Source organism: Bacteroides sp. AM16-24 (assembly GCF_003471885.1).
Lineage (GTDB): Bacteria > Bacteroidota > Bacteroidia > Bacteroidales > Bacteroidaceae > Bacteroides.
Genome location: NZ_QRKI01000018.1, coordinates 1 through 22,675, shown reverse-complemented (window position 1 = coordinate 22,675; position 22,675 = coordinate 1). Strand labels below are relative to the sequence as shown.

Here is a 22,675-nt window from a genome sequence, read left to right as displayed (position 1 = left end):
TTCTATGGAAGTATTTCGTATTAAGCCGTATTTTTGCAATTAATCAAAAACAAAATATATCATGAAAAAACCTTGTTTTAAATCCTTGGTCGGCATAGCTGCCATTGCAGCGATTGCGCTGGGATTATCAGGCGCTATACCTGCTCCCAAATATAAGACTGTCACTGTCAATGCACCTTTCGCCATGGAGCCGATAAAGGAATTTATTTTCCCCAATCGTGATTTTTCCATCGCAAATTATGGAGCAGTAAAAGGAGGGAAGACTATAAATACAAAAGCCATCGCTAAGGCCATCAAGGCATGCAACAAAGCCGGTGGCGGCCGTGTAGTGATTCCCGCTGGCGAGTGGCTTACAGGTCCCGTACACCTGATGAGCAATGTGAACCTGTATTTATCCGACGGTGCCATACTGCGCTTCACAGACAATCCGGAAGACTATCTGCCTGCCGTGATGACGTCATGGGAAGGTATGGAATGTTACAATTACTCTCCTTTGGTGTATGCTTTCGACTGTGAAAATGTAGCCATCACCGGAACCGGAACACTGCAACCCATCATGGACACATGGCGTAAATGGTTTAAACGCCCCAAACCACACATGGATGCGCTTGCAGAACTCTACACAATGGCCTCAACGGATGTTCCGGTAGAGAAAAGACAGATGGCGAAAGGAGAAAATAATCTTCGCCCGCACCTGATACACTTCAACAGATGTAAGAATGTCTTGCTCGATCAGTTCAAGATTCGTGAAAGCCCCTTTTGGACCATACACTTGTATATGTGCGATGGCGGTATTGTTCGCAATCTGGACGTATATGCCCACGGACACAATAACGATGGTGTCGATCTGGAAATGAGCCGGAACTTCCTGATAGAAGATTGTAAGTTTGATCAGGGAGATGACGCAGTTGTTATTAAAGCCGGACGCAACCAGGATGCCTGGCGGCTGGATACCCCATGTGAGAATATTGTAATCCGTAACTGTGACATTATAAAAGGACATACATTACTGGGCATCGGCAGCGAAATGTCGGGCGGCATACGCAACGTATATATGCACGATTGCGCAGCACCAGACTCCGTGTTCCGCCTCTTCTTTGCCAAAACGAATCACCGCCGGGGAGGTTTCATCGAAAACATCCACATGGAGAATGTGAAAGCAGGCAAGATGCAGCGTGTACTCGAAATTGATACGGATGTACTCTACCAATGGCGCGATCTGGTGCCTACTTACGAGGAGCGTATCACCCGTATCGATGGTCTATACATGACTAACGTGACCTGCGAACGCACCGAGGCCATCTACGATTTGAAAGGTGATGCCAAACTGCCTGCAAAGAACGTCGTTATAAAGAACGTGCATGCTGATGAAGTTACGAAATTCATCAAGAACGTACATAACGTAGAGAATGTAACGGAAGAGAACGTGACGTACGGCCGCTTCCGCAACGCGGCGAACGCTCCAGCTTATGATTATTCAAAGCTACAAAAGGAAAAGTTAGGTCGTGGTGTAGTAGCCATCCGTGAGAACCCGGCAGAAGTAGCTGTTTCCTGGAGATACCTCTCATCCGACCCCGAGAACACAGCATTCAACCTCTATCGGGACGGAAAGAAGATAGCCGAAGTACCTGCTACTACGGGAACCTTCTACCGGGATGCCTATAAAGGAAAGAAAGCAGCTACGTACACCGTAAAACCCGTTGTAAACGGCGTGGAAACAGGGCATATCGAGGGCAACTATACACTGCCGACGAAGGCGCCTATAGGATACATCCATATTCCGCTGGACCGTCCGGCGGATGGGGTCACCCCTTCGGGACAAGCATTCACCTATATACCCAATGACGCTTCTATTGGTGATGTCGATGGGGATGGAGAATATGAGATTATTCTGAAATGGGATCCATCGAACGCACATGATAATGCCCATGATGGCTATACTGGAAATGTCCTTTTCGATTGCTACCGATTGACAGGTGAACGGCTCTGGCGTATTGATATGGGACACAATGTCCGTGCAGGTGCGCACTACACTCAATTCATGGTATATGATTTCGATAGCGACGGCTGTGCGGAGATCATCATGAAGACTTCTGACGGGACTATCGACGGACAAGGCAAAGTGATCGGGGATGCCGCAGCCGACTATCGCGAACCGGGTACCCCTGCCAATCAAGGTCGCATCCTGAAGGGTAATGAATACCTCACCGTCTTCAATGGACGCACAGGTGCCGCTATGCAGACTATCGATTATGTTCCTGCACGCGGAAATCTAGCAGATTGGGGAGATAACCGCGCCAACCGAAGCGACCGTTTCCTGGCAGCTGTTGCCTATCTGGATGGCATCCATCCCAGTGTAGTGATGTGCCGCGGATATTACACCCGCACTGTACTTGCAGCTTTCGACTGGAATGGAAAAGAACTGAAACAACGTTGGATATTCGACAGTAATACCCCGGAATACAAAGCTTATGCAGGACAAGGCAACCATAACCTCCGTGTAGCAGATGTAGATGGGGATGGATGTGACGAAATTATATATGGCTCCTGCGCCATCGATAATAATGGGAAAGGGCTTTACTCTACCGGAATGGGACACGGAGATGCCATGCATCTGACGAAGTTCTCACCCGACATGCCCGGACTTCAGGTGTGGGATTGCCACGAAAATAAGCGCGACGGTTCCAGCTTCCGCGATGCAGCAACAGGAAAAGTATTCTTTCAGGTGAAAAGCGGAATAGACGTAGGCCGTTGTATGGCTGCCGACATCGACCCGACGAACCCCGGCGTGGAGATGTGGTCATGGGAATCGAAAGGGCTACGCAATATCAAGGGAGAAGTAGTCAATCCCAATATCAAAACACTCTCTGCCAATATGGCTGTATGGTGGGACGGTGATTTACTCCGTGAGTTGCTGAACAAGAATGTGGTATCCAAGTACGATTGGGAAGCCGGCGTCTGCAAACCGCTCGTCACATTCGAAGGTGCTGTATCAAACAACGGAACCAAAGCAACTCCCTGCCTGCAAGGCGATATTCTGGGCGACTGGCGCGAAGAAGTACTGCTGCGTACGGAAGACAATACGACCCTACGTCTCTATGTATCACCCATAGCAACTGATTACCGTTTCCATACTTTCCTGGAAGATCCGGTTTATAGGATCAGTATTGCTACACAAAACGTAGCATACAACCAACCGACACAACCCGGTTTCTATTTCGGACCTGATCTGAAAGGAAGTTTCAGAGGATATGAATTTAAAAAGTAATTATATAATGTAGTATTTAAAAGAAAGTATGAATATAAAGACATTCTGCCTGACAGGCACCTTGCTGTTACTCAGTATCGGCACTTATGCCCAGAAAAAGAAAGAAACTATCAATGACTCCAACACCCCGCTGCACCTGTTGCAACCGGAGTATAAAGTGCCTTATAAAGCTCTTTCTACTACTGAAGTAAAAACTGACATCGACCGCATTCTCCGTTATCTGGAAAAGACTACTCATACCCGTGTGGTCAGTGAGAAAACCGGAAAAGTTATCACTGATTATAGTAACCTGCCTGCCGATGCCCAATTGGAACGCGGCGCCTTCCGCTTGGCCAGTTATGAGTGGGGAGTTACTTATTCAGCTATGATGGCAGCCGCCGAAGCCACCGGAGACGCAGCTTACATGAAATATGTTACTGATCGCTTCAAGTTTCTCGCCGAAGTGGCTCCGCATTTTCGTAATCTGCTTGAAAAGAATGGTACTACCGACCCACAAATGAAGCAAATCTTGACGCCTCATGCACTTGATGATGCCGGTGCCGTATGTGCTGCTATGATTAAGGCACAATTGCAAGATAAATCTCTCAACCTCTATCCTTTGATAGATAATTATCTCGATTTCATTCTAAACAAAGAATACCGCCTTGCCGACGGAACATTTGCCCGCATCCGTCCACAACTCAACACGCTTTGGCTGGATGATATGTTCATGGGCGTTCCTCCCGTAGCCTGGTACTCTCGTATGGCAGATAAAGAACAGTCCAAATATCTGGCCGAAGCCGTTCGTCAAATCTTTCAATTTGCCGAGCGTATGTGGGTACCCGAAAAAAAACTCTTCCGTCACGGTTGGGTAGAAGGTATGGGGGATCATCCTGCCTTCTTCTGGGGACGTGCCAACGGTTGGGCACTGCTCACCATGACCGAAGTGCTGGACGTAATGCCGACCAACCATCCCCAGCGTGAAAAGCTCATGAACCTCTTTCGTGAACACGTCCGCGAACTGGCTGCTCTTCAAAGTGGCGAAGGATTCTGGCATCAACTGTTAGATCGTAACGATTCCTATTTGGAAACTTCAGCAACTGCTATCTATGTCTATTGCATCTCCCACGCCATTAACCAAGGTTGGCTCGATGCAATGGCTTACGGTCCCGTAGCTCAACTCGGTTGGCATGCCGTTTCTACACAGATCAATGCAGAAGGACAGGTAGAAGGCACCTGTGTGGGTACCGGAATGGCATTCGATCCTGCATTTTACTATTACCGCCCGGTCAATGTGTATGCCGCACACGGCTATGGTCCTGTAATCTGGGCAGGAGCTGAAATGATCAACCTGCTAAATAAACAGCATCCTAAAATGAACGACAGTGCCATTCAGTATTACCATACTGAACAGAAGACTACCTCACCGATCTTCAGTGTAAGCAAACCCGATTAATCCTCAATGAATAATATATCATGAAAAGAGAAGCATTTAAAATGTTCCTGAAGCCCGGCTTCGAAAAGGAATACGAGAAAAGACATGCAGCCATCTGGCCCGAACTGAAAAAAATGTTATCCGACGGTGGAGTATACGACTACTCCATCTATTGGGACCGCGACACTAACATCCTCTTTGCCTGCCAGAAGACTCGGGGCGAAGAATCCTCGCAGGATATGGGTGCTAATCCTATTGTACAAAAATGGTGGGATTACATGGCGGATATCATGGAAGTAAATCCGGATAATTCTCCGGTAACCATACCCTTGCCCGAAGTATTCCACATGGAATAAACCTTAAAAGTGCATTAAAGTTAGTCTTTAATGCGCTTTTTTCCTTATTTTTGTTACGTACCAAAATCTATGAAATATGAAAAAGCACTTAATGCTTGCGTGCCTGTACTTATTGCTCTCCATTCTTAACACCTCAGCCTCTGTAGAAGTACGTTCTACCCATATGACTACTACCGACGGGCTTGCCAATAATTCCGTCTGCTATGTATTCCAGGACAGCAAAGGGTTTATATGGATGGGAACCCTGAACGGACTCAGCCGCTACGACGGCAATACCTTCGTCACCCTCCTGCCCGAAGGCGATACTCAATCCGGACGCCTCTCCCTCTCCTCTAACCACGTCCGTTCTATCAGCGAAGACCGTAACGGCTTCCTGTGGCTTGAAACCTCCGGTGAATTCTTCAACTGTTACGACCTGAAGACAGAACGTTTCGTCGACTTCACCGGCCGCGGCGAATACCGCCAGCACTACGATCGTAAAGCCGAAGCTCCCAATGGAGATATATGGTTGTGGAACAGTCGCAACGGCTGCCGCCTCATCACCTATCACAATGGTGATTTTTCATCCGTTGCTTACAAGAAATCCAGCGGAAACCTACCTTCGGACAGCGTAGCCTATGTCTATCCCGACCCGCACGGCAACATCTGGATAGGTACTGACCACGGCGTGGCCCTCGTCAGCAGTGCACAGACTGTCATTGTCGACAACAACAATGCCTTCGCCGCACAGAGCTTCGAAAAAGATATCTTTTTTCTCTCTACCGATGGCATCATCAACCGTAAAAGCGGTAGTGCACCCACCGCAACCTCCGCCAGTCTGCCACGTGGCGAAGGCGGCATCACCCTGTATGGCACACTCCGCCTGCAAAACGAGTGGGTCATCTTCACCAACACCGGCGGCTATCTATTCGACATGAAAACTCAACGCATCAGCCGACATCCGAATCTCGACATCCGTAACGGCAATGTGCTGACGGATAATCGGGGGGACTTCTGGATCTACAATAACACCGGTCAGGTATGGTATGTCAACGCCACCACCCATGCTGTTAAAACCTTCCGTCTCTCCCCTCCCGATAAATTGAACTATGTGGACATGGAACGCTACCACATTGTACACGACTCCCGGGGCATTATCTGGATCTCCACCTACGGCAACGGGCTCTTCGCCTACAACACTATCACAGAAGAGCTCCAGCACTTCGACTTCCAGATTGACGGCTTCAGCCACATCAGCTCCAACTATCTGCAATACATCATGGAAGACAGTTCCGGTGCTATCTGGGTCAGTTCTGAATACGCCGGTATTGCCCGTCTTACTATCCTGAACGAAGGCATCAAACGCATTTACCCTGAAGCCATCTCTCTGTCTGACCGCTCCAATACCGTCCGCATGATTACCCGCCTCAAGAACGATGACATCTGTATTGGTACCCGTGGTGGTGGTGTCTATACCTACGACCCGCTGATCAACACACAGAAAAAAGAAGTTCATTACAACTCCAACATCTATGCCATAGCCGAAGACATTGACGGCACCCAGTGGATGGGTAGCCGTGGCGAAGGTCTCTGCATTGGCGGAAAATGGTATGTCAACCACTCCAACGATGCCCATTCCATTAGTAACAACCATATCTTTACCCTCTACTGTGACCGCAAAGGCCGCATGTGGATAGGCACCTTCGGCGGCGGATTGGACCTTGCCATCAAAGAGAACGACGGATACACCTTCCGCCACTTTTTCACCAAAACTTTCGGACAACGCCGCACGCGCGCCATCATCGAAGACTCGAACGGTTGGATATGGGTAGGAAATAGTGACGGAGTCTACGTCTTCTCCCCCGATTCCCTGCAAGCTGACCCGCAAAACTACCTGACCTATAATTATAACAACGGAAAACTGCGCAGTAACGAAATTAAGTGCATCTACCAAGACACACAGAACCGGATATGGATTGGTTCCTCCGGTGGCGGCCTTAGTATGTGCATCCCCGGCACCGATTATCGCAACCTTACCTTCAAACATTACGGCACCAGTAACGGCCTCGTCAACGATATGGTTCAAGCCATCGCTGAAGATAAGCAAGGCAACCTATGGATTGCCACCGAATACGGTATCTCCCGCTTCAATCCCGAAACGCAAGCTTTTGATAATTACTTCTTCTCGGCCTACACATTGGGTAACGTCTACAGCGACAATAGCTCGTGCGTCAGTAAAAACGGCAGTCTACTGTTCGGTACCAACTACGGTTTGTTGGTCATCAACCCCGAACAAATGGGAAACAATTCTGTACTCAATTCCTCAATCACCTTCACCAACCTTCAGGTGAACGGAATATCCATGCGCCCGGGTGCCCCCGACTCCCCCCTCTCCAGTGCCATGATGTACACAGACGAAATAGAACTGAAGCACTTTCAGAGATCATTTGTAATAGACTTCACCACATTCGATTACTCAAAAACCAACAGCTACACCTACACCTATCGGTTGGAGAACTATGATAAAGAATGGAGCAAACCCTCTCCACTCAGCTTTGCATCCTATAAAAATCTACCACCGGGCAAGTACAGTCTGCACGTAAAAATCTGTAATGCCACCGGTATTTTGGGCGATCAGGAAGCTATTCTGAAGATTACCATCACTCCTCCCTTTTGGAAAACCACTTGGGCATTCCTTATCTATGCCCTCTTGCTGACAGTCATATTGTACGTCACCTACAGGCTGATACGTAATTTCAACCTCTTGCGCAACAAAATACAAGTAGAGAAACAATTGACGGAATACAAGCTCGTATTCTTTACAAACATCTCACACGAATTCCGTACTCCCTTAACCCTAATTCAAGGAGCATTGGAAAAGATACAGAGCATAGACAAAGTCCCCAAGGAAATGGTCAATTCATTGAAAGTGATGAACAAGAGCACCCAACGTATGCTCCGTCTCATCAACCAACTGTTGGAGTTCCGGAAGATGCAGAACAACAAGCTTGCCCTCTCCCTGGAAGAAACAGATGTCATGGGCTTTCTTCATGAAATATTCCTGAGCTTCAAGGATACTGCGACATCCAAGAATATGGATTTCCGCTTTCAGCCTTCAGCGGCTTCCTACAAGATGTTCATCGACAAAGGGAATCTGGACAAAGTTGTCTACAATCTCCTGTCCAATGCCTTCAAGTACACCCCGAGCAACGGCAAAGTCATCCTTTCAGCTATCGTCGATGAGGACAGGAAATGCTTGGAAATCTCTGTAGCTGACACAGGAATCGGTATTGCCAAAGAAAAACGGGGAGAATTGTTCAAACGCTTCATGCAAAGTAACTTTTCAAGCAATAGTACAGGTATAGGACTACATCTGACACATGAACTGGTAAATGTCCATAAAGGGACTATCAATTATGATGAGAACCAGGAAGGAGGCTCCATCTTCACAGTCTCCCTCCCCATCGACACCAGTGCATACGAAGAAAAAGACTTTCTCATTCCTCACGACGCCTTCCTCAAAGAGAAAGCATATAAAACGGAAAACAACGAAGAAGAAGGCACCCTGGAAGTAAATGTAACAAAGGAAAAAGAGCCTTCAAACCAGTACAAATTGCTCATCATAGAGGATGACAACGACGTACGCGAATTCTTGAAAGAAGAATTCAAACTTTATTTTGAAGTTGTTACTGAAGCAGACGGCCTTTCTGGTCTGGAACGTGCACGTACATACGATGCCGATCTCATCATCTGCGATGTACTGATGCCAGGACTCACAGGTTTCGAAGTTACCCAGAAGCTTAAAAATGATTTCGATACTAGTCACATCCCCATCATATTATTGACAGCCATGAGCTCGGCAGAAAATCACCTGAAAGGTGTGGAAAGCGGAGCGGATGCATATATCACCAAGCCTTTTAGTCCCAAGCTATTGCTGGCAAGAACATTCCAACTGATAAAGCAGCGTGAAAAGTTACGGAAGAAATTCTCGGATGATCCGGGAATGATTACTCCTGCTATCTGTACGTCAGATAAAGACAAACAATTTGCCGATAAGCTTCAGGCTATTCTGGAAGAACAGATTAGTAACAGTGAATTCGCCGTAGATGACCTTGCTTCAGTAATGGGACTGGGGCGTTCCACCTTCTATCGTAAAGTACGTGGAATAACCGGTTATTCCCCCAATGAATACATGCGTATCATCCGCATGAAGAAAGCGGCTGAACTTTTACTTGAAAATCGTTATACAGTGGCAGAGGTATCTTATAAGATAGGCATCGAAGACCCATTCTATTTCAGCAAATGCTTCAAAAAACAATTCGGAGTATCTCCATCCGTATATTTACGTGGTAAGAATGATTCGAAAGAAAAAGAGGTTGATGAAAAAGAAGAAGATATTCCTGAATGATATGATAACATGACACAAAAATCCCCGGAACATTGAATATCCCGGGGATTTCTATATATAGATCACTCCCACTCTATCGTTGCAGGCGGTTTTGACGAAATATCATAGGTTACCCGGTTTACCCCTTTCACCTTATTAATAATGTCATTGGATACTTTGCCCAGAAATTCGTAAGGTAAATGTGCCCAGTCTGCCGTCATAGCATCCGTAGAAGTCACAGCGCGCAGCGCAATGGCACGTTCATACGTACGTTCATCTCCCATCACACCAACTGATTGCACAGGGAGCAAGATAACGCCCGCCTGCCAAACCTGATGATAAAGAGAAGTTTCGCTGCCATCAGCTTCTTTCACTTTCCAGTCACGCAATCCTTGAATAAAGATATCATCCGCATTCTGCAGAATAGCTACTTTCTCCGGAGTAATATCACCCAAAATACGCACAGCCAAACCCGGTCCGGGGAAAGGATGACGAGTAATCAGATGTTCAGGCATACCCAATCCGCGACCTACACGGCGAACCTCATCTTTAAACAACAAGCGAAGCGGCTCACAAAGTTTCAGGTGCATCTTTTCAGGCAAACCGCCCACATTATGATGACTCTTAATAACCGTACCGGTAATGGAAAGGGACTCGATACAATCAGGATAGATCGTACCCTGTGCCAGCCATTTCACATCTTTAATCTTATGGGCCTCTTCATCAAACACTTCAATAAAGCCCTTACCTATGATCTTACGCTTTTCCTCAGGCTCCGTTACACCTGCCAGTTCTGCAAAGAACTTGGCACTGGCATCCACACCGATAACATTCAGACCGAGACATTCATAATCGTGCAGTACATTCTTGAACTCATCCTTACGCAGCATACCGTGATCTACGAAGATACAAGTCAGGTTCTTACCGATAGCACGGTTCAGCAATACAGCAGCTACAGAAGAATCCACACCACCGCTCAAACCAAGAACCACCTTATCGTCACCCAACTGTTCCTTCAATTCGGCAACCGTCGTTTCAATAAAGGAAGCAGCACTCCAATCCTGTTTGCAACCGCAAACATCCACCACGAAATTCTTCAGCATCTGCGTGCCATCTTCGCTATGAAATACTTCCGGATGGAACTGTACACCCCACACCTTTTCGTTCTCTATCTGATAAGCAGCAATCGCCACCTTATCCGTCGAAGCTATTTTTTTGAAATTGGAAGGGATAACCGTAATTGTGTCTCCGTGACTCATCCACACCTGTGTATTTTCCTTCACGTCCTTGAACAACACATTGTCCTTGTCAAAAGAGCTCAAGTGCGCACGTCCGTACTCACGACTTCCGGCAGGTTCCACCTTGCCGCCATTGGTATAAGCGATAAATTGTGCACCGTAACAGATCCCCAGAACAGGATATTTCCCACGGATTTCACTCAAATCTGTTTTAAACGCACTTTCATCGTATACAGAGAACGGGCTGCCCGAAAGAATAACCCCCTTTACACTTTCATCCCCCTTCGGAAACTTATTGTAAGGTAAAATTTCGCAATATGTATTCAATTCACGGACACGACGGGCTATAAGCTGTGTAGTCTGTGAACCAAAATCAAGAATGACAATCTTTTCTTGCATATAATCTGTATGGATTTAATTAAAATGATTTGCAAAAGTAGAAAAAAGTAAGAAAATAACGGGAATAATAGCCAGAAAATCTATATTTCATAACATAATTAATGAATTTGATAGCCAAGCAACTCCGCATCAAGTCCGTACCAACTCCGTACCTATACACTTGGACTTGGTAGGGAGTTGGTATGGACCAGACACGGAGCTGGTATGTGACAGATTATTCTTTCTATTTTTTTTCTTTCAAAATATCCCTGATTTCCGTCAGCAAGACCTCTTCTTTGCTGGGTGCGGGAGGAGCAGGAGGTGCTGCAGGAGCTTCTTCTTCCTTCTTAGCCGTCAGCTTGGTCAGCAACTTGATGAACAGGAAAATAGAAAAAGCGATAATGAGAAAGTCAAACGTCACTTGCAGGAAATTTCCATAATTCAAGGTTACGGCGGCAATCTCTTTACCATCCACAACTTCGGCAGGTTTCATCACCCACTTCAGATCTGTAAAATTCACACCTCCCACCAACAGGCCAAGAGGCGGCATAATAATATCTGCCACAACAGAGGACACAATTTTACCAAACGCGCCACCGATGATTACACCGACAGCCATGTCTACCACATTGCCTTTCATGGCAAATGATTTAAAATCTTGTAAAAATGAACTTTTTCCCATCACTTCCATTATTTAATTATAAAATTAAGTGCGAATATAAAAACATTTTCTTACTTTTGCACCGCATTTCAGAAATAAATGCGCAAGAGAAGAGAGATATTTGAACAAATATTATAAAACCCTTAAAAGTTTAAACAAAATGATTAAAGTAGGTATTAATGGATTCGGACGTATCGGACGTTTCGTATTCCGCGCTGCTCAGACAAGAAACGATATTCAAATCGTTGGTATTAACGACCTTTGCCCGGTTGACTACTTGGCTTACATGCTGAAGTATGACACTATGCACGGTCAGTTCGACGGAACAATCGAAGCTGATGTTGAAAACAGCAAATTGATCGTTAATGGCCAGGCTATCCGCATCACTGCAGAAAGAAACCCGGCTGACTTGAAATGGGATGCTGTAGGTGCAGAATACGTAGTTGAATCTACTGGTTTGTTCCTGAGCAAAGACAAAGCTCAAGCTCACATCGAAGCTGGTGCAAAATATGTAGTAATGTCTGCTCCTTCTAAAGATGACACCCCGATGTTCGTTTGCGGTGTAAACGAAAAAACATACGTGAAAGGTACTCAATTCGTATCTAACGCTTCTTGTACTACTAACTGTTTGGCTCCTATCGCTAAAGTATTGAACGACAAGTTCGGTATCTTGGATGGTCTGATGACTACAGTTCACTCTACAACTGCTACTCAGAAGACAGTTGACGGTCCTTCTATGAAAGACTGGAGAGGTGGTCGTGCTGCTTCTGGCAACATCATCCCGTCTTCTACTGGTGCTGCTAAGGCTGTAGGTAAAGTAATCCCTGCTTTGAATGGCAAATTGACTGGTATGTCTATGCGTGTTCCGACTTTGGACGTATCTGTAGTTGACTTGACAGTTAACTTGGCTAAACCGGCTACTTACGCTGAAATCTGTGCAGCTATGAAAGAAGCTTCAGAAGGCGAATTGAAGGGTATCCTGGGTTACACTGAAGATGCAGTAGTTTCTTCTGACTTCTTGGGTGACACTCGTACTTCTATCTTCGATGCAAAAGCTGGTATCGCTTTGACTGATACTTTCGTAAAAGTTGTATCTTGGTATGACAACGAAATCGGTTACTCTAACAAGGTTCTTGACCTGATCGCTCACATGGCTTCAGTTAACAACTAATAAGCAGAGTACAAAATAATATTTAAAACAGGCAATCTCTACGAGGTTGCCTGTTTTTTGTTAAAATACAACGGGTTATTCATTAAATCAGCTATTTTTTTTGCACTTTTGCAGTTAGATTATTTTTACCGAACCTAAGTAAGTATGATAAAATTAAAACTAACGCTAACATTACTCTGCTTTATGAATATAATACAGGCTCAAAACCCTTTTTTTGAAAAGTATTCTACGCCTCACGGTACCATCCCGTTTGAAAAGATAAAGACCGAACATTATGAACCCGCCATTCGTGAAGGTATCAACCGTCACAACGCGGAGATTGATGCTATCACCAATAATCCGGAAGCGGCTACATTTGCCAACACGGTCGCTGCTTACGAGAAGTCCGGCGAACTGTTGAACCAAGTCAGCACTGTATTCGGCAACCTGCTGAGTGCGGAGACCAACGATGACATGCAGGAACTGGCAAAATCCATCATGCCGTTGCTGAGCGAACATGGCAATAACATCACTCTGAATGAGAAGTTATTTGCACGCATTAAGGCGGTGTATGACCAGAAAGACCAGGCTAATCTTACTCCCGAGCAAAACAAGCTACTGGAGAAGGTATATAATAGTTTTGTTCGCAGTGGAGCCAACCTTGAAGGAGAAGCCAAAGAGCAATATCGTGCTCTGAGCAAAGAACTCAGCTTGCTAACCCTGCAATTCGGAGAAAACAACCTGAAAGAAACCAACGACTATAAACTGGTACTGACAGATCCTGCACAACTTGCCGGCCTGCCGCAAAGCGCTATTGATGCAGCCGCAGAAACTGCCAAGGAAAAAGGAGTGGAAGGATGGGTATTCACTTTACAAGCACCCAGTTATAGCCCGTTTATGACGTATGCCAGCAACCGCGATCTGCGCTGTGAGCTTTATATGGCATATAATACCAAATGTACCCATGACAATGAAACCAACAATCTGGAGATTGTAAAGAAGCTCGTTAATACCCGCCTGGCTATTGCGCAGCTTTTAGGTTACAGCAGTTTTGCCGAATATAACCTGAAAGAGCGGATGGCAGAAAACAGCGGCAATGTATATAAACTGTTGGATCAGCTACTGGATGCTTACACTCCCACCGCCAAACAGGAATATGCAGAGGTAGAGGCTTTGGCACGCCAACTGGAAGGCAATGACTTCACAGTGATGCCTTGGGACTGGTCTTATTATTCCCATAAGCTGAAAGACCAGAAGTTCCAGATAGATGATGAAATGCTCCGTCCCTATTTTGAACTGAGCAAGGTAAAAGAAGGGGTATTCGGTCTGGCTACCCGCTTGTATGGTATTACGTTCAAGAAAAACAGCGATATACCGGTATATCACAAGGATGTAGATGCATATGAGGTATTTGATAAAGATGGTAAATTCCTATCTGTACTCTATACAGACTTCCACCCCAGAGAGGGTAAACGTGCAGGCGCATGGATGACTTCTTATAAAGAACAATGGATTGACGAGGTAACCGGTGAAAACAGTCGTCCGCACATATCTATCGTGATGAACTTCACCAAGCCGACAAAAGACAAACCCGCCTTACTGACATTTGGCGAACTGGAGACATTCCTGCATGAATTTGGGCATAGTCTGCATGGCATGTTTGCGAATTCCACCTATGAAAACCTGAGCGGTACAAATGTATATTGGGACTTTGTGGAACTTCCCTCCCAATTCATGGAGAACTTCGCTATTGAAAAGGAGTTCCTCCACACATTTGCCAGACATTATCAGACTGGAGAACTCATCCCGGACGAACTGGTACAGCGCATTGTAGATTCTTCTAATTTCGATGCCGCTTATGCCTGCCTGCGTCAGGTTAGCTTTGGCTTACTGGATATGGCATGGTACACCCGTACCACCCCATTTGATGGTGACGTGAAAGCTTACGAAAAAGAAGCATGGAAGAAAGCACAGATCCTTCCTGTGGTAGAAGATGCCTGCATGAGTACACAGTTCTCGCATATCTTTGCCGGAGGTTATTCTGCCGGATATTACAGCTATAAATGGGCGGAAGTCCTGGATGCAGATGCTTTCTCACTGTTTAAACAAAAAGGAATCTTCAATCCGGAAGTAGCCGCTTCTTTCCGGGAAAACATTCTTTCCAAAGGAGGAACAGAACACCCGATGACACTATACAAACGCTTTCGCGGACAAGAACCAACTATTGATGCATTATTAATCAGAAACGGAATAAAGAAATGAAAAAGATGAAAACCTATATACAACTGCTGTTAATCGCTCTCTTCGTACCCGTATTGAGCGCTTGCGATCAGGAAGACGATGTTATTGACATCTTCACCGGAAAAACCTGGTACATGACTTATATTGCAGTGGAAGGACAAAACAAAATGTACGACTTCTGGCAAGGAGATCAGGATGCAAGAGAAAAGAGTTTTAAGACGATTGCAGGAGATAATTACACTTTAGTGTTCGATGGTGCCGAGGTAAACGGTACAGCGGGCGGGACTTTCACCGGAAAAGCCACCAGTGCCTCTGTTAATGGAGACTGGAATGCAAATGGCAACAACCGGGAACTAAAGATAACCGTAAAAAATGCAGGCACTGACGCAGATAAGTATTTAGGTAAAGCATTTATGGACGGACTAAAGAGTGCATTCAAATATGGAGGAGATAATAAGAATCTATATATTTATTACAAAGAGGGACAGACAGTAAAATTCATTTCTTTCGCTCCACAACGTAACTCAGGTAATTAAGACTATGGAAGGTTCTGCAAAAGAAAAACAAGAAGCGCTGGACAAGCGTTATATACGTATGGCAAGTATCTGGGCGGAAAATTCATATTGTAAACGCCGCCAGGTAGGTGCACTCATCGTCAAAGATAAAATGATCATTTCTGACGGGTATAACGGAACGCCTGCCGGTTTTGAAAATGTATGTGAAGACGATAATAACGTTACCAAACCTTACGTGCTACATGCCGAGGCGAATGCAATCACGAAGATAGCATGCTCTAATAATAGCAGCGACGGTGCCACTATGTATGTCACCGCTTCGCCATGCATCGAATGTTCAAAACTGATTATCCAGGCAGGTATCAAACGAGTGGTTTACTCCGAAAAATACCGATTGGAAGACGGTATCGAACTTTTGAAGCGTGCAGGTATCGAGGTAGTATATGTAGCTACAAGTGACGAGCTACAGGCTACAAGTAAAGAATGAAGACCTTAAACAAACAATAAACAAAAATATACGAAGCATACAGCTACCTCTCGTAGCATGTAGCTCGTAGCTAACAACTTTTAAGAACATGAGTACAAAAAACTCTTCCCGCTTTACCCCACTCGTCATTGCAATCAGCGTGGTAATGGGAATTCTGATCGGAACATTTTATGCCAGGCATTTCGCCGGAAATACGCTGGGCATTATTAATGGCTCGTCCAACAAGTTGAATGCTTTGTTGCGGGTTGTTGAAGACCAATATGTGGACACCGTCAACATGACAGATCTTGTGGAAAAAGCAATGCCACAGATATTGGCTGAGTTAGACCCCCACTCTACTTACATTCCTGCCCAGAATCTGGAGGAAGTTAATTCAGAGTTGGAAGGCAGCTTCAGCGGTATCGGTATTCAATTCACCATTCAGGATGATACGATTCATGTGAACAGTGTCATTCAAGGCGGTCCGTCCGAGAAAGTAGGACTGATGGCAGGCGACCGCATCGTTATGGTAGACGACAGCTTGTTCGCCGGAATAAAACTGACCAATGAGAAAGCCATGCGCACTTTGAAAGGTCCGAAAGGAACCAAAGTAAAACTGGGTGTCAAACGTGCTACAGAAAAGAATTTGCTGGACTTTGTCATCACCCGCGGTGATATTCCACAGAATACAATTGATGCAGCTTATATGCTCAGCAATGATTACGGATATATTCAAATCAGTAAATTCGGACGTACCACTCATGTAGAACTGCTGAATGCTATTGCTCAACTCAGTCATCGGGATTGTAAAGGAATCATTATCGACTTGCGCGACAACACCGGTGGTTATATGGAGGCTGCCGTGCGTATGGTAAATGAATTCCTGCCGGAAGGACAACTCATAGTCTATGCCCAGGGACGCAAATACCCCCGTATGGAAGATTATGCCAACGGAACAGGCAGTTGCCAAAAAATGCCTTTGGTTGTGCTGACTAATGAAAGTTCGGCATCCGCCAGTGAGATCTTTGCAGGAGCCATTCAGGATAATGACCGTGGTACAATCGTAGGACGCCGTTCCTTTGGGAAAGGATTGGTGCAACAACCGATTGATTTCAGCGATGGCTCTGCTATCCGCCTGACAATCGCCCGCTACTATACTCCATCCGGTCGTTGCATACAACGTCCGTATAAGAACGGTAAGGATGCCAAGTACGAAATGGATTGGCTGACCCGCTACGAGCATGGTGAATTCTTCTCTAAGGATAGCATCAAGCTGGACGAGAATTTGCGCTACTCCACCCGTCTGGGACGTCCCGTTTACGGTGGTGGTGGTATTATGCCGGACGTATTCGTACCGCAGGATACTACTGGAACCTCTTCTTATCTGATTGAAGTGCTCAATAAAGGACTGACTTTACAGTTCAGCTTCCAGTATTCCGACCGCAATCGGGCTAAACTGAATGAGTTCGAAAATGAAGAAGACATGCTGAAATATCTTCGCCAGCAAGGTATCGTAGAACAGTTTATCCGTTTTGCAGACAGCAAGGGCGTGAAAAGACGCAATATCCTTATTCACAAGTCCTACAAGCTGATGGAAAGAAACCTTTACGGAAACATTATCTATAATATATTAGGCAGGGAGCCTTATATAAGGTATATCAACCAGGGCGATCCTACCGTACAAAAGGCATTGGAAATTCTGGAGAACGGTGAAGCATTTCCCAAGGCTCCGGAGGATGTTGTGAAAGAAGAAACGAAAGATGAAGGAAAGAAAAAAAGAACTGCGGAAGCGTATGGCATTGTTAAAGACCCGGCACGGGCTTACCACTACGCATCAATCCCAGTCTGCTGAAATACTTGCCGCCCTGGAAGCCCACCCGGCTTTTAGGGCGGCACATATCGTCCTGCTCTATTATTCACTGAAGGACGAAGTCGATACGCATGAATTTGTCCGGAAGTGGAGCCGTGAAAAGCGGATATTGCTTCCGGTTGTCGTAGGTGATGATCTGGAATTGCGTGTCTATACCGGTCCCGAAGACCTGGCAACAGGAAGTTATGGTATTGAAGAACCTACCGGAGAACTCTTCACCGACTATGCAGCTATCGACTTTGTAGCCGTTCCCGGCGTAGCTTTCGATCATGCAGGTAACCGTCTGGGTAGAGGCAAAGGTTATTATGACCGATTGCTCCCCCGCCTCACGGCTTTCAAAGCCGGCATCTGTTTTCCTTTTCAATTAGTGGAAGAAGTGCCTGCGGAGTCATTCGACATCCGCATGGATACGATTATAACAATTCAATGAAAACAAATTACCACACTCATACTACCCGTTGCATGCACGCTACGGGTAGCGACGAAGACTACGTGCTCAGTGCCATCAAAGGCGGCTATCAGGAACTGGGATTTTCAGACCACACTCCGTGGAAGTATCACACCGATTATGTGGCTGACATGCGTATGCTCCCCGAAGAATTACCCGGATACGTAGAAAGCCTACACTCGCTCCGCGAGAAATACCGGGATCAGATCAGTATCAAAATCGGATTGGAATGCGAGTATTTTCCCGCCTATATCCATTGGCTGAAAGAGAAAATCAAAGAGTATCAACTGGATTATATCCTGTTCGGCAATCACCATTACCATACCGATGAGAAGTTTTTTTACTTCGGGCATCATACCGAGAACCTCGATATGCTGGAACTTTATGAAGAGAGTGCCATCGAGGGAATGGAAAGTGGTTTATTCTGCTGTCTGGCTCACCCGGATTTATTCATGCGCTCATATCCTCAGTTCGACCGTCATTGTAAGTTAATCAGCCGCCATATCTGCCGCACAGCCGCACGCCTCCATATTCCGCTAGAATATAATATCGGCTATGTAGCTTACAATGAGGCGCATAATTTGCAGACTTACCCCTGCCCGAATTTCTGGCACATTGCTGCCAATGAAGGCTGTACGGCCATTATCGGGCTGGATGCACATGACAACAAAGACCTGGAAACGCCTGTATATTACAATCGTGCCATAGAAGAATTGAAGACATTGAAGATACAGAGAGTGGATCGTTTATCACTGATAACCAACCACTAATCCCTATCTGAATATGATATTCGTGATTACCTGCGCACCTACGTGGCGGTTCAGGTTGCGTACCAGCAAGTCACGTCCCATCATCAGTTCCTGGCGCAGGGCGGCAGAGGTCAGATGAACATATAAAATCTGATTGCGTATATAGAGTTCGCGGGTATAAGAGGCAATAGTTGGGCCGAGAATTTCTGCCCATGAGTTGATGAGCCGCTGCTCATTGAGTGGCGACTCCAGACTCTCCTGCCGAAGGAAAGTACGTATCAATTTACCTATTTGTTCGGCATCGTTACGCTTCATGCTTCATCCTCCTCCCGTTCTGTTATGACTCCTTGATCTACCTGGAACATTTTGTAATCGCTGCCTACCTTATGAAGAATGCGATCCAGATGTTCCCGGTTCGTATCTGTTATGAATATCTGTCCGAAGTTATCACCGGCTACCAACTTGATGATCTGCTCTACGCGGGAAGCATCCAGTTTATCGAAGATATCATCCAGCAGAAGCAAAGGTACTGTGGTACCGGTCCTTTTCAGGAAATCAAACTGTGCCAATTTCAGAGCAACAAGATAGGTCTTGTTCTGCCCTTGCGAACCTTCCCGCTTGATAGGAAAATCACCCAGAAGCATATTCAGTTCATCTTTGTGAATTCCATGCAGAGAGTATCCCATAATCTGGTCACGCACACGACTTGCTTTTATTACATCTAACAGGGATGCATCACGGGCATGCGAATCATAAGTCAACCCCACCTGCTCCTTATCTTGTGAAATAAAAGAATAGAATGACTGGAATATAGGAATGAATTCACTGATAAAAGCCTCCCGCTTGCGGAAAACAATCTCACCGGCCTGTGCCATCATCTCTTCCCAAATAAGAAACAGTTCTTCTTCTACCGGCACTTCACTTTTCAACAACGTATTTCGTTGAGCCAACGCTTTATTATAGCGTATCAGAGCTTCCAAATACTCTTTGTCATACTGCGAGATTACGACATCCATAAAGCGGCGACGCTCGTCACTGCCTCCGGCAATCAATTCCGAGTCGGCAGGAGAAACCATGACCAAAGGCAAGAATCCAATGTGATCGGACAAGCGGGTATATTCCTTTTTATTCCGCTTGAATTGTTTCTTTTGCCTGCGCTTCATACCGCAATAAATCTCTTCCGGTGTACCGTCAAGAGCTTCATAGAAACCTTGAATGACAAAGAATTCCTGATCATGGCGGATGTTTTGCGAGTCGATGGGATTACCCGAGCTCTTACAAAACGAAAGGAAATAAATGGCATCGAGCAAATTCGTTTTCCCCATACCGTTCTGTCCGAAAAAACAGTTCAACTTGGGTGAGAATGAGAGCTCAACTTGTTCCAGATTCTTATAATTAAGTATGGATATACGTTTCAGTATCATATTACAGCAGTAAATTCAGTTACAAAGATAATGCAAACCGAATGCAGTACAAAATAAGCTTGCTTATTTTTAATGCAAGAGATGGAGCTTAGCTTATTAAAAAGTAGGAAGAATTTCGGGTTTTCAAGTGTAAAAGAAAAAAAGATGCCGCTAAATTTCGTTGATACCTATAAAAAAGTTACTTTTGCGGGTCGAAATGGCTAAATAAGAATAATAACAAAAAGAATATATAAAATGGCAGAACAAAAGAAAGCTAACGAAGCCCTGAATGTGGAAGAAGCATTGTCACAATCGGAGGCATTTCTCATTAAGAACAAAAAAGCAATTATCGGCGCTGTAGTAGCAGTAATCATCATTGTAGCCGGTATAGTAATGTACAAGAACCTTTATGCTGAACCGCGCGAAGAAAAAGCACAGGCTGCATTGTTCAAAGGACAGGAATACTTTGAGGCCGACCTTTACGAACAGGCATTGAATGGCGACAGTATCGGATTCGCAGGTTTCGCTAAGATCGCTGACGAATACAGCGGAACAAAAGCCGCCAACCTGGCAAAAGCATATATGGGTATCTGCTACGCTCACCTGGGACAATACGAAGCTGCTGTGAAAGCACTGGATAGCTTCAGCGGAAAAGACCAGATGATAGCTCCTGCAATGAAAGGTGCCATGGGTAACTGCTACGCACAATTAGGTCAGCTGGACAAAGCTGCTTCTATGTTACTGAGCGCTGCAGACGAAGCTGATAACAATTCCCTCAGTCCTATCTACCTGCAACAAGCCGGAGAAATCCTCGTTAAGCAAGGCAAGTACGACGACGCTATCAAAGCATATACCAAGATTAAGGACAAATATTTCCGTTCTTACCAGTCAATGGATATCGATAAGTACATCGAACAAGCCAAACTGCTGAAGAAGTAATATACCTTATTATATAGTATATCAGACACGGGTTACACAGATTTTACACGGATAAAAAAGAAACTACCGTGAAATCCGTGTAATCCGTTTCTTTTTTATTCTCCTTTTATTTTTAATTATCAATTTTAGAATAACTATGGCAACAGCTTATCATAACCTTTCAGACTACGACTTCAACTCTGTTCCTGATGCTAAAGAAATGAAGTTCGGCATTGTTGTTTCTGAGTGGAACTTCAATATCACCGGAAAACTTTTAGAGGGCGCAATGAATACTTTAAAAAAACATGGTGCCAGAGACGAAAATATTTTGGTGAAAACTGTTCCGGGTAGCTTTGAATTAATTTTTGGAGCCAACCAATTCATCGAATATAGTAATGTGGATGCAGTTATTGCAATTGGTTGCGTAGTTAGAGGAGATACACCACATTTTGACTATGTTTGTATGGGAAGCACCAACGGAATTGCTCAATTGAACGCAACTGGCAACGTACCAGTGATTTACGGATTAATTACCACCAATACGATGGAGCAAGCCGAGGACCGCGCCGGTGGCAAACTGGGTAACAAAGGTGACGAATGTGCAATTACTGCAATAAAAATGATCGATTTTGCTTGGAGTTTACAAAAATAGTCGTATCTTTGCACCGCAATTGAGAAACAAAGCTACTCAATGAGAGAATTGAGATAGATTTCAAAGTGCAAAAGGGCAAATACCAGAGTGGCCAAATGGGGCAGACTGTAAATCTGCTGTCTTTCGACTTCGGTGGTTCGAATCCATCTTTGCCCACAAAAATTGCGGAAGTAGCTCAGTTGATAGAGCATTAGCCTTCCAAGCTGAGGGTCGCGGGTTTGAGCCCCGTCTTCCGCTCTTCTGAAAATCAGATAGTTATCGTAAGATTTCTATCTGATTTTTGTTTTTAGAAACCTGGGTTGACTTGTCAGTTTAACTGTGTGAGTCAAACCAAGAGTTAAACCCAATAATTACCTTTATCTGAAACTCATAATCATAAGATTTAAGGAAGCAACAGGAACGTTTGAACAAACAGAGAGCTATAAAAGAAGACAGACAGAAAGACTTATAGAATTCGTTAATTCCAATAGCCTATAGATTTCTCTCCGAGCTAAATAGATTGAAATTATAATTCAAACTCCTTTTTTTATAGCTGAATTCAACTTGCAAATGCAACAGAATTCTGATTAATAATTTGTTTAA

General features: G+C 45.1%; 17 protein-coding genes and 2 tRNA genes. 15 read left to right on the top strand and 4 right to left on the bottom strand.

The annotated features are described in order from the left end of the window. Positions 1-61: 61 nt before the first annotated feature. From DW182_RS22805 to DW182_RS17900, 4 genes are all read left to right on the top strand, one after another. A complete protein-coding gene (locus tag DW182_RS22805; RefSeq protein WP_118296389.1) occupies positions 62-3,268 on the top strand; it encodes a glycosyl hydrolase family 28 protein in 3,207 nt (1,068 codons plus the stop codon). Between the two features lie 28 nt (positions 3,269-3,296). Next, positions 3,297-4,703, top strand: a complete 1,407-nt coding sequence (locus tag DW182_RS17910) for a glycoside hydrolase family 105 protein (protein WP_118296388.1) — start codon at positions 3,297-3,299, stop codon at positions 4,701-4,703. A gap of 20 nt (positions 4,704-4,723) precedes the next feature. Further along, positions 4,724-5,038, top strand: a complete 315-nt coding sequence (gene rhaM / locus DW182_RS17905) for an L-rhamnose mutarotase (RefSeq protein ID WP_007666569.1) — start codon at positions 4,724-4,726, stop codon at positions 5,036-5,038. Positions 5,039-5,114: 76 nt separating this feature from the next. Beyond that, positions 5,115-9,425, top strand: a complete 4,311-nt coding sequence (locus DW182_RS17900) for a two-component regulator propeller domain-containing protein (RefSeq protein WP_118296387.1) — start codon at positions 5,115-5,117, stop codon at positions 9,423-9,425. A 62-nt stretch (positions 9,426-9,487) separates the two neighbouring features. Here DW182_RS17900 and guaA read toward each other — a convergent pair whose 3' ends face one another. Continuing rightward, positions 9,488-11,041 carry a glutamine-hydrolyzing GMP synthase gene (guaA, locus tag DW182_RS17895; RefSeq protein ID WP_118296386.1) on the bottom strand — a complete coding sequence of 518 codons (1,554 nt, stop codon included), beginning with the start codon at positions 11,039-11,041 and terminating at the stop codon, positions 9,488-9,490. Between the two features lie 223 nt (positions 11,042-11,264). Next, the gene (gene mscL, locus DW182_RS17890; protein ID WP_117691799.1) at positions 11,265-11,702 is read right to left on the bottom strand and encodes a large-conductance mechanosensitive channel protein MscL; all 438 of its coding nucleotides are present in this window, start codon (positions 11,700-11,702) and stop codon (positions 11,265-11,267) included. 139 nt (positions 11,703-11,841) lie between these two features. Between mscL and gap the strand changes: the two genes are divergently transcribed. From gap to DW182_RS17855, 7 genes are all read left to right on the top strand, one after another. Continuing rightward, complete coding sequence (gene gap, locus DW182_RS17885; RefSeq protein WP_115502577.1) at positions 11,842-12,852, top strand: type I glyceraldehyde-3-phosphate dehydrogenase; 1,011 nt, start codon at positions 11,842-11,844, stop codon at positions 12,850-12,852. Between the two features lie 183 nt (positions 12,853-13,035). After that, positions 13,036-15,093 (top strand): M3 family metallopeptidase, encoded by a 2,058-nt coding sequence (locus DW182_RS17880; protein ID WP_115502578.1) that lies wholly within the window; start codon positions 13,036-13,038, stop codon positions 15,091-15,093. Further along, a complete protein-coding gene (locus DW182_RS17875; RefSeq protein ID WP_118296385.1) occupies positions 15,090-15,608 on the top strand; it encodes a DUF4847 family protein in 519 nt (172 codons plus the stop codon). Before DW182_RS17880 ends, DW182_RS17875 begins: the two co-directional genes overlap by 4 nt. Positions 15,609-15,612: 4 nt before the next feature. Continuing rightward, the gene (locus DW182_RS17870; RefSeq protein WP_044534672.1) at positions 15,613-16,074 is read left to right on the top strand and encodes a dCMP deaminase family protein; all 462 of its coding nucleotides are present in this window, start codon (positions 15,613-15,615) and stop codon (positions 16,072-16,074) included. Positions 16,075-16,162: 88 nt separating this feature from the next. Continuing rightward, entirely contained in the window at positions 16,163-17,905 is a 1,743-nt protein-coding gene (locus tag DW182_RS17865; protein WP_117707332.1) for a S41 family peptidase, read from the top strand. Further along, a complete protein-coding gene (locus DW182_RS17860; RefSeq protein WP_021968391.1) occupies positions 17,847-18,353 on the top strand; it encodes a 5-formyltetrahydrofolate cyclo-ligase in 507 nt (168 codons plus the stop codon). The genes DW182_RS17865 and DW182_RS17860 overlap by 59 nt, the downstream gene beginning before the upstream one ends. After that, complete coding sequence (locus tag DW182_RS17855) at positions 18,350-19,141, top strand: histidinol-phosphatase (RefSeq protein WP_118296383.1); 792 nt, start codon at positions 18,350-18,352, stop codon at positions 19,139-19,141. The genes DW182_RS17860 and DW182_RS17855 overlap by 4 nt, the downstream gene beginning before the upstream one ends. A 3-nt stretch (positions 19,142-19,144) precedes the next feature. On the opposite strand, the gene DW182_RS17850 is transcribed toward DW182_RS17855, so the two are convergent. Continuing rightward, positions 19,145-19,435, bottom strand: a complete 291-nt coding sequence (locus tag DW182_RS17850) for a DciA family protein (RefSeq protein WP_007212658.1) — start codon at positions 19,433-19,435, stop codon at positions 19,145-19,147. After that, positions 19,432-20,544 carry a DNA replication/repair protein RecF gene (locus DW182_RS17845; protein ID WP_007215409.1) on the bottom strand — a complete coding sequence of 371 codons (1,113 nt, stop codon included), beginning with the start codon at positions 20,542-20,544 and terminating at the stop codon, positions 19,432-19,434. Before DW182_RS17845 ends, DW182_RS17850 begins: the two co-directional genes overlap by 4 nt. A 234-nt stretch (positions 20,545-20,778) precedes the next feature. Between DW182_RS17845 and DW182_RS17840 the strand changes: the two genes are divergently transcribed. The 4 genes from DW182_RS17840 to DW182_RS17825 all read left to right on the top strand — a co-directional run bounded on the left by DW182_RS17840 (position 20,779) and on the right by DW182_RS17825 (position 22,330). Further along, positions 20,779-21,462, top strand: coding sequence for a tetratricopeptide repeat protein (locus tag DW182_RS17840; protein WP_007212655.1), 684 nt, complete (start codon positions 20,779-20,781; stop codon positions 21,460-21,462). Between the two features lie 136 nt (positions 21,463-21,598). After that, positions 21,599-22,093, top strand: coding sequence for a 6,7-dimethyl-8-ribityllumazine synthase (gene ribH, locus DW182_RS17835; RefSeq protein WP_007212654.1), 495 nt, complete (start codon positions 21,599-21,601; stop codon positions 22,091-22,093). A gap of 73 nt (positions 22,094-22,166) precedes the next feature. Next, positions 22,167-22,249, top strand: a tRNA-Tyr gene (locus tag DW182_RS17830). Positions 22,250-22,257: 8 nt separating this feature from the next. Further along, a tRNA-Gly gene (locus DW182_RS17825) sits at positions 22,258-22,330 on the top strand. Positions 22,331-22,675: the final 345 nt, after the last annotated feature.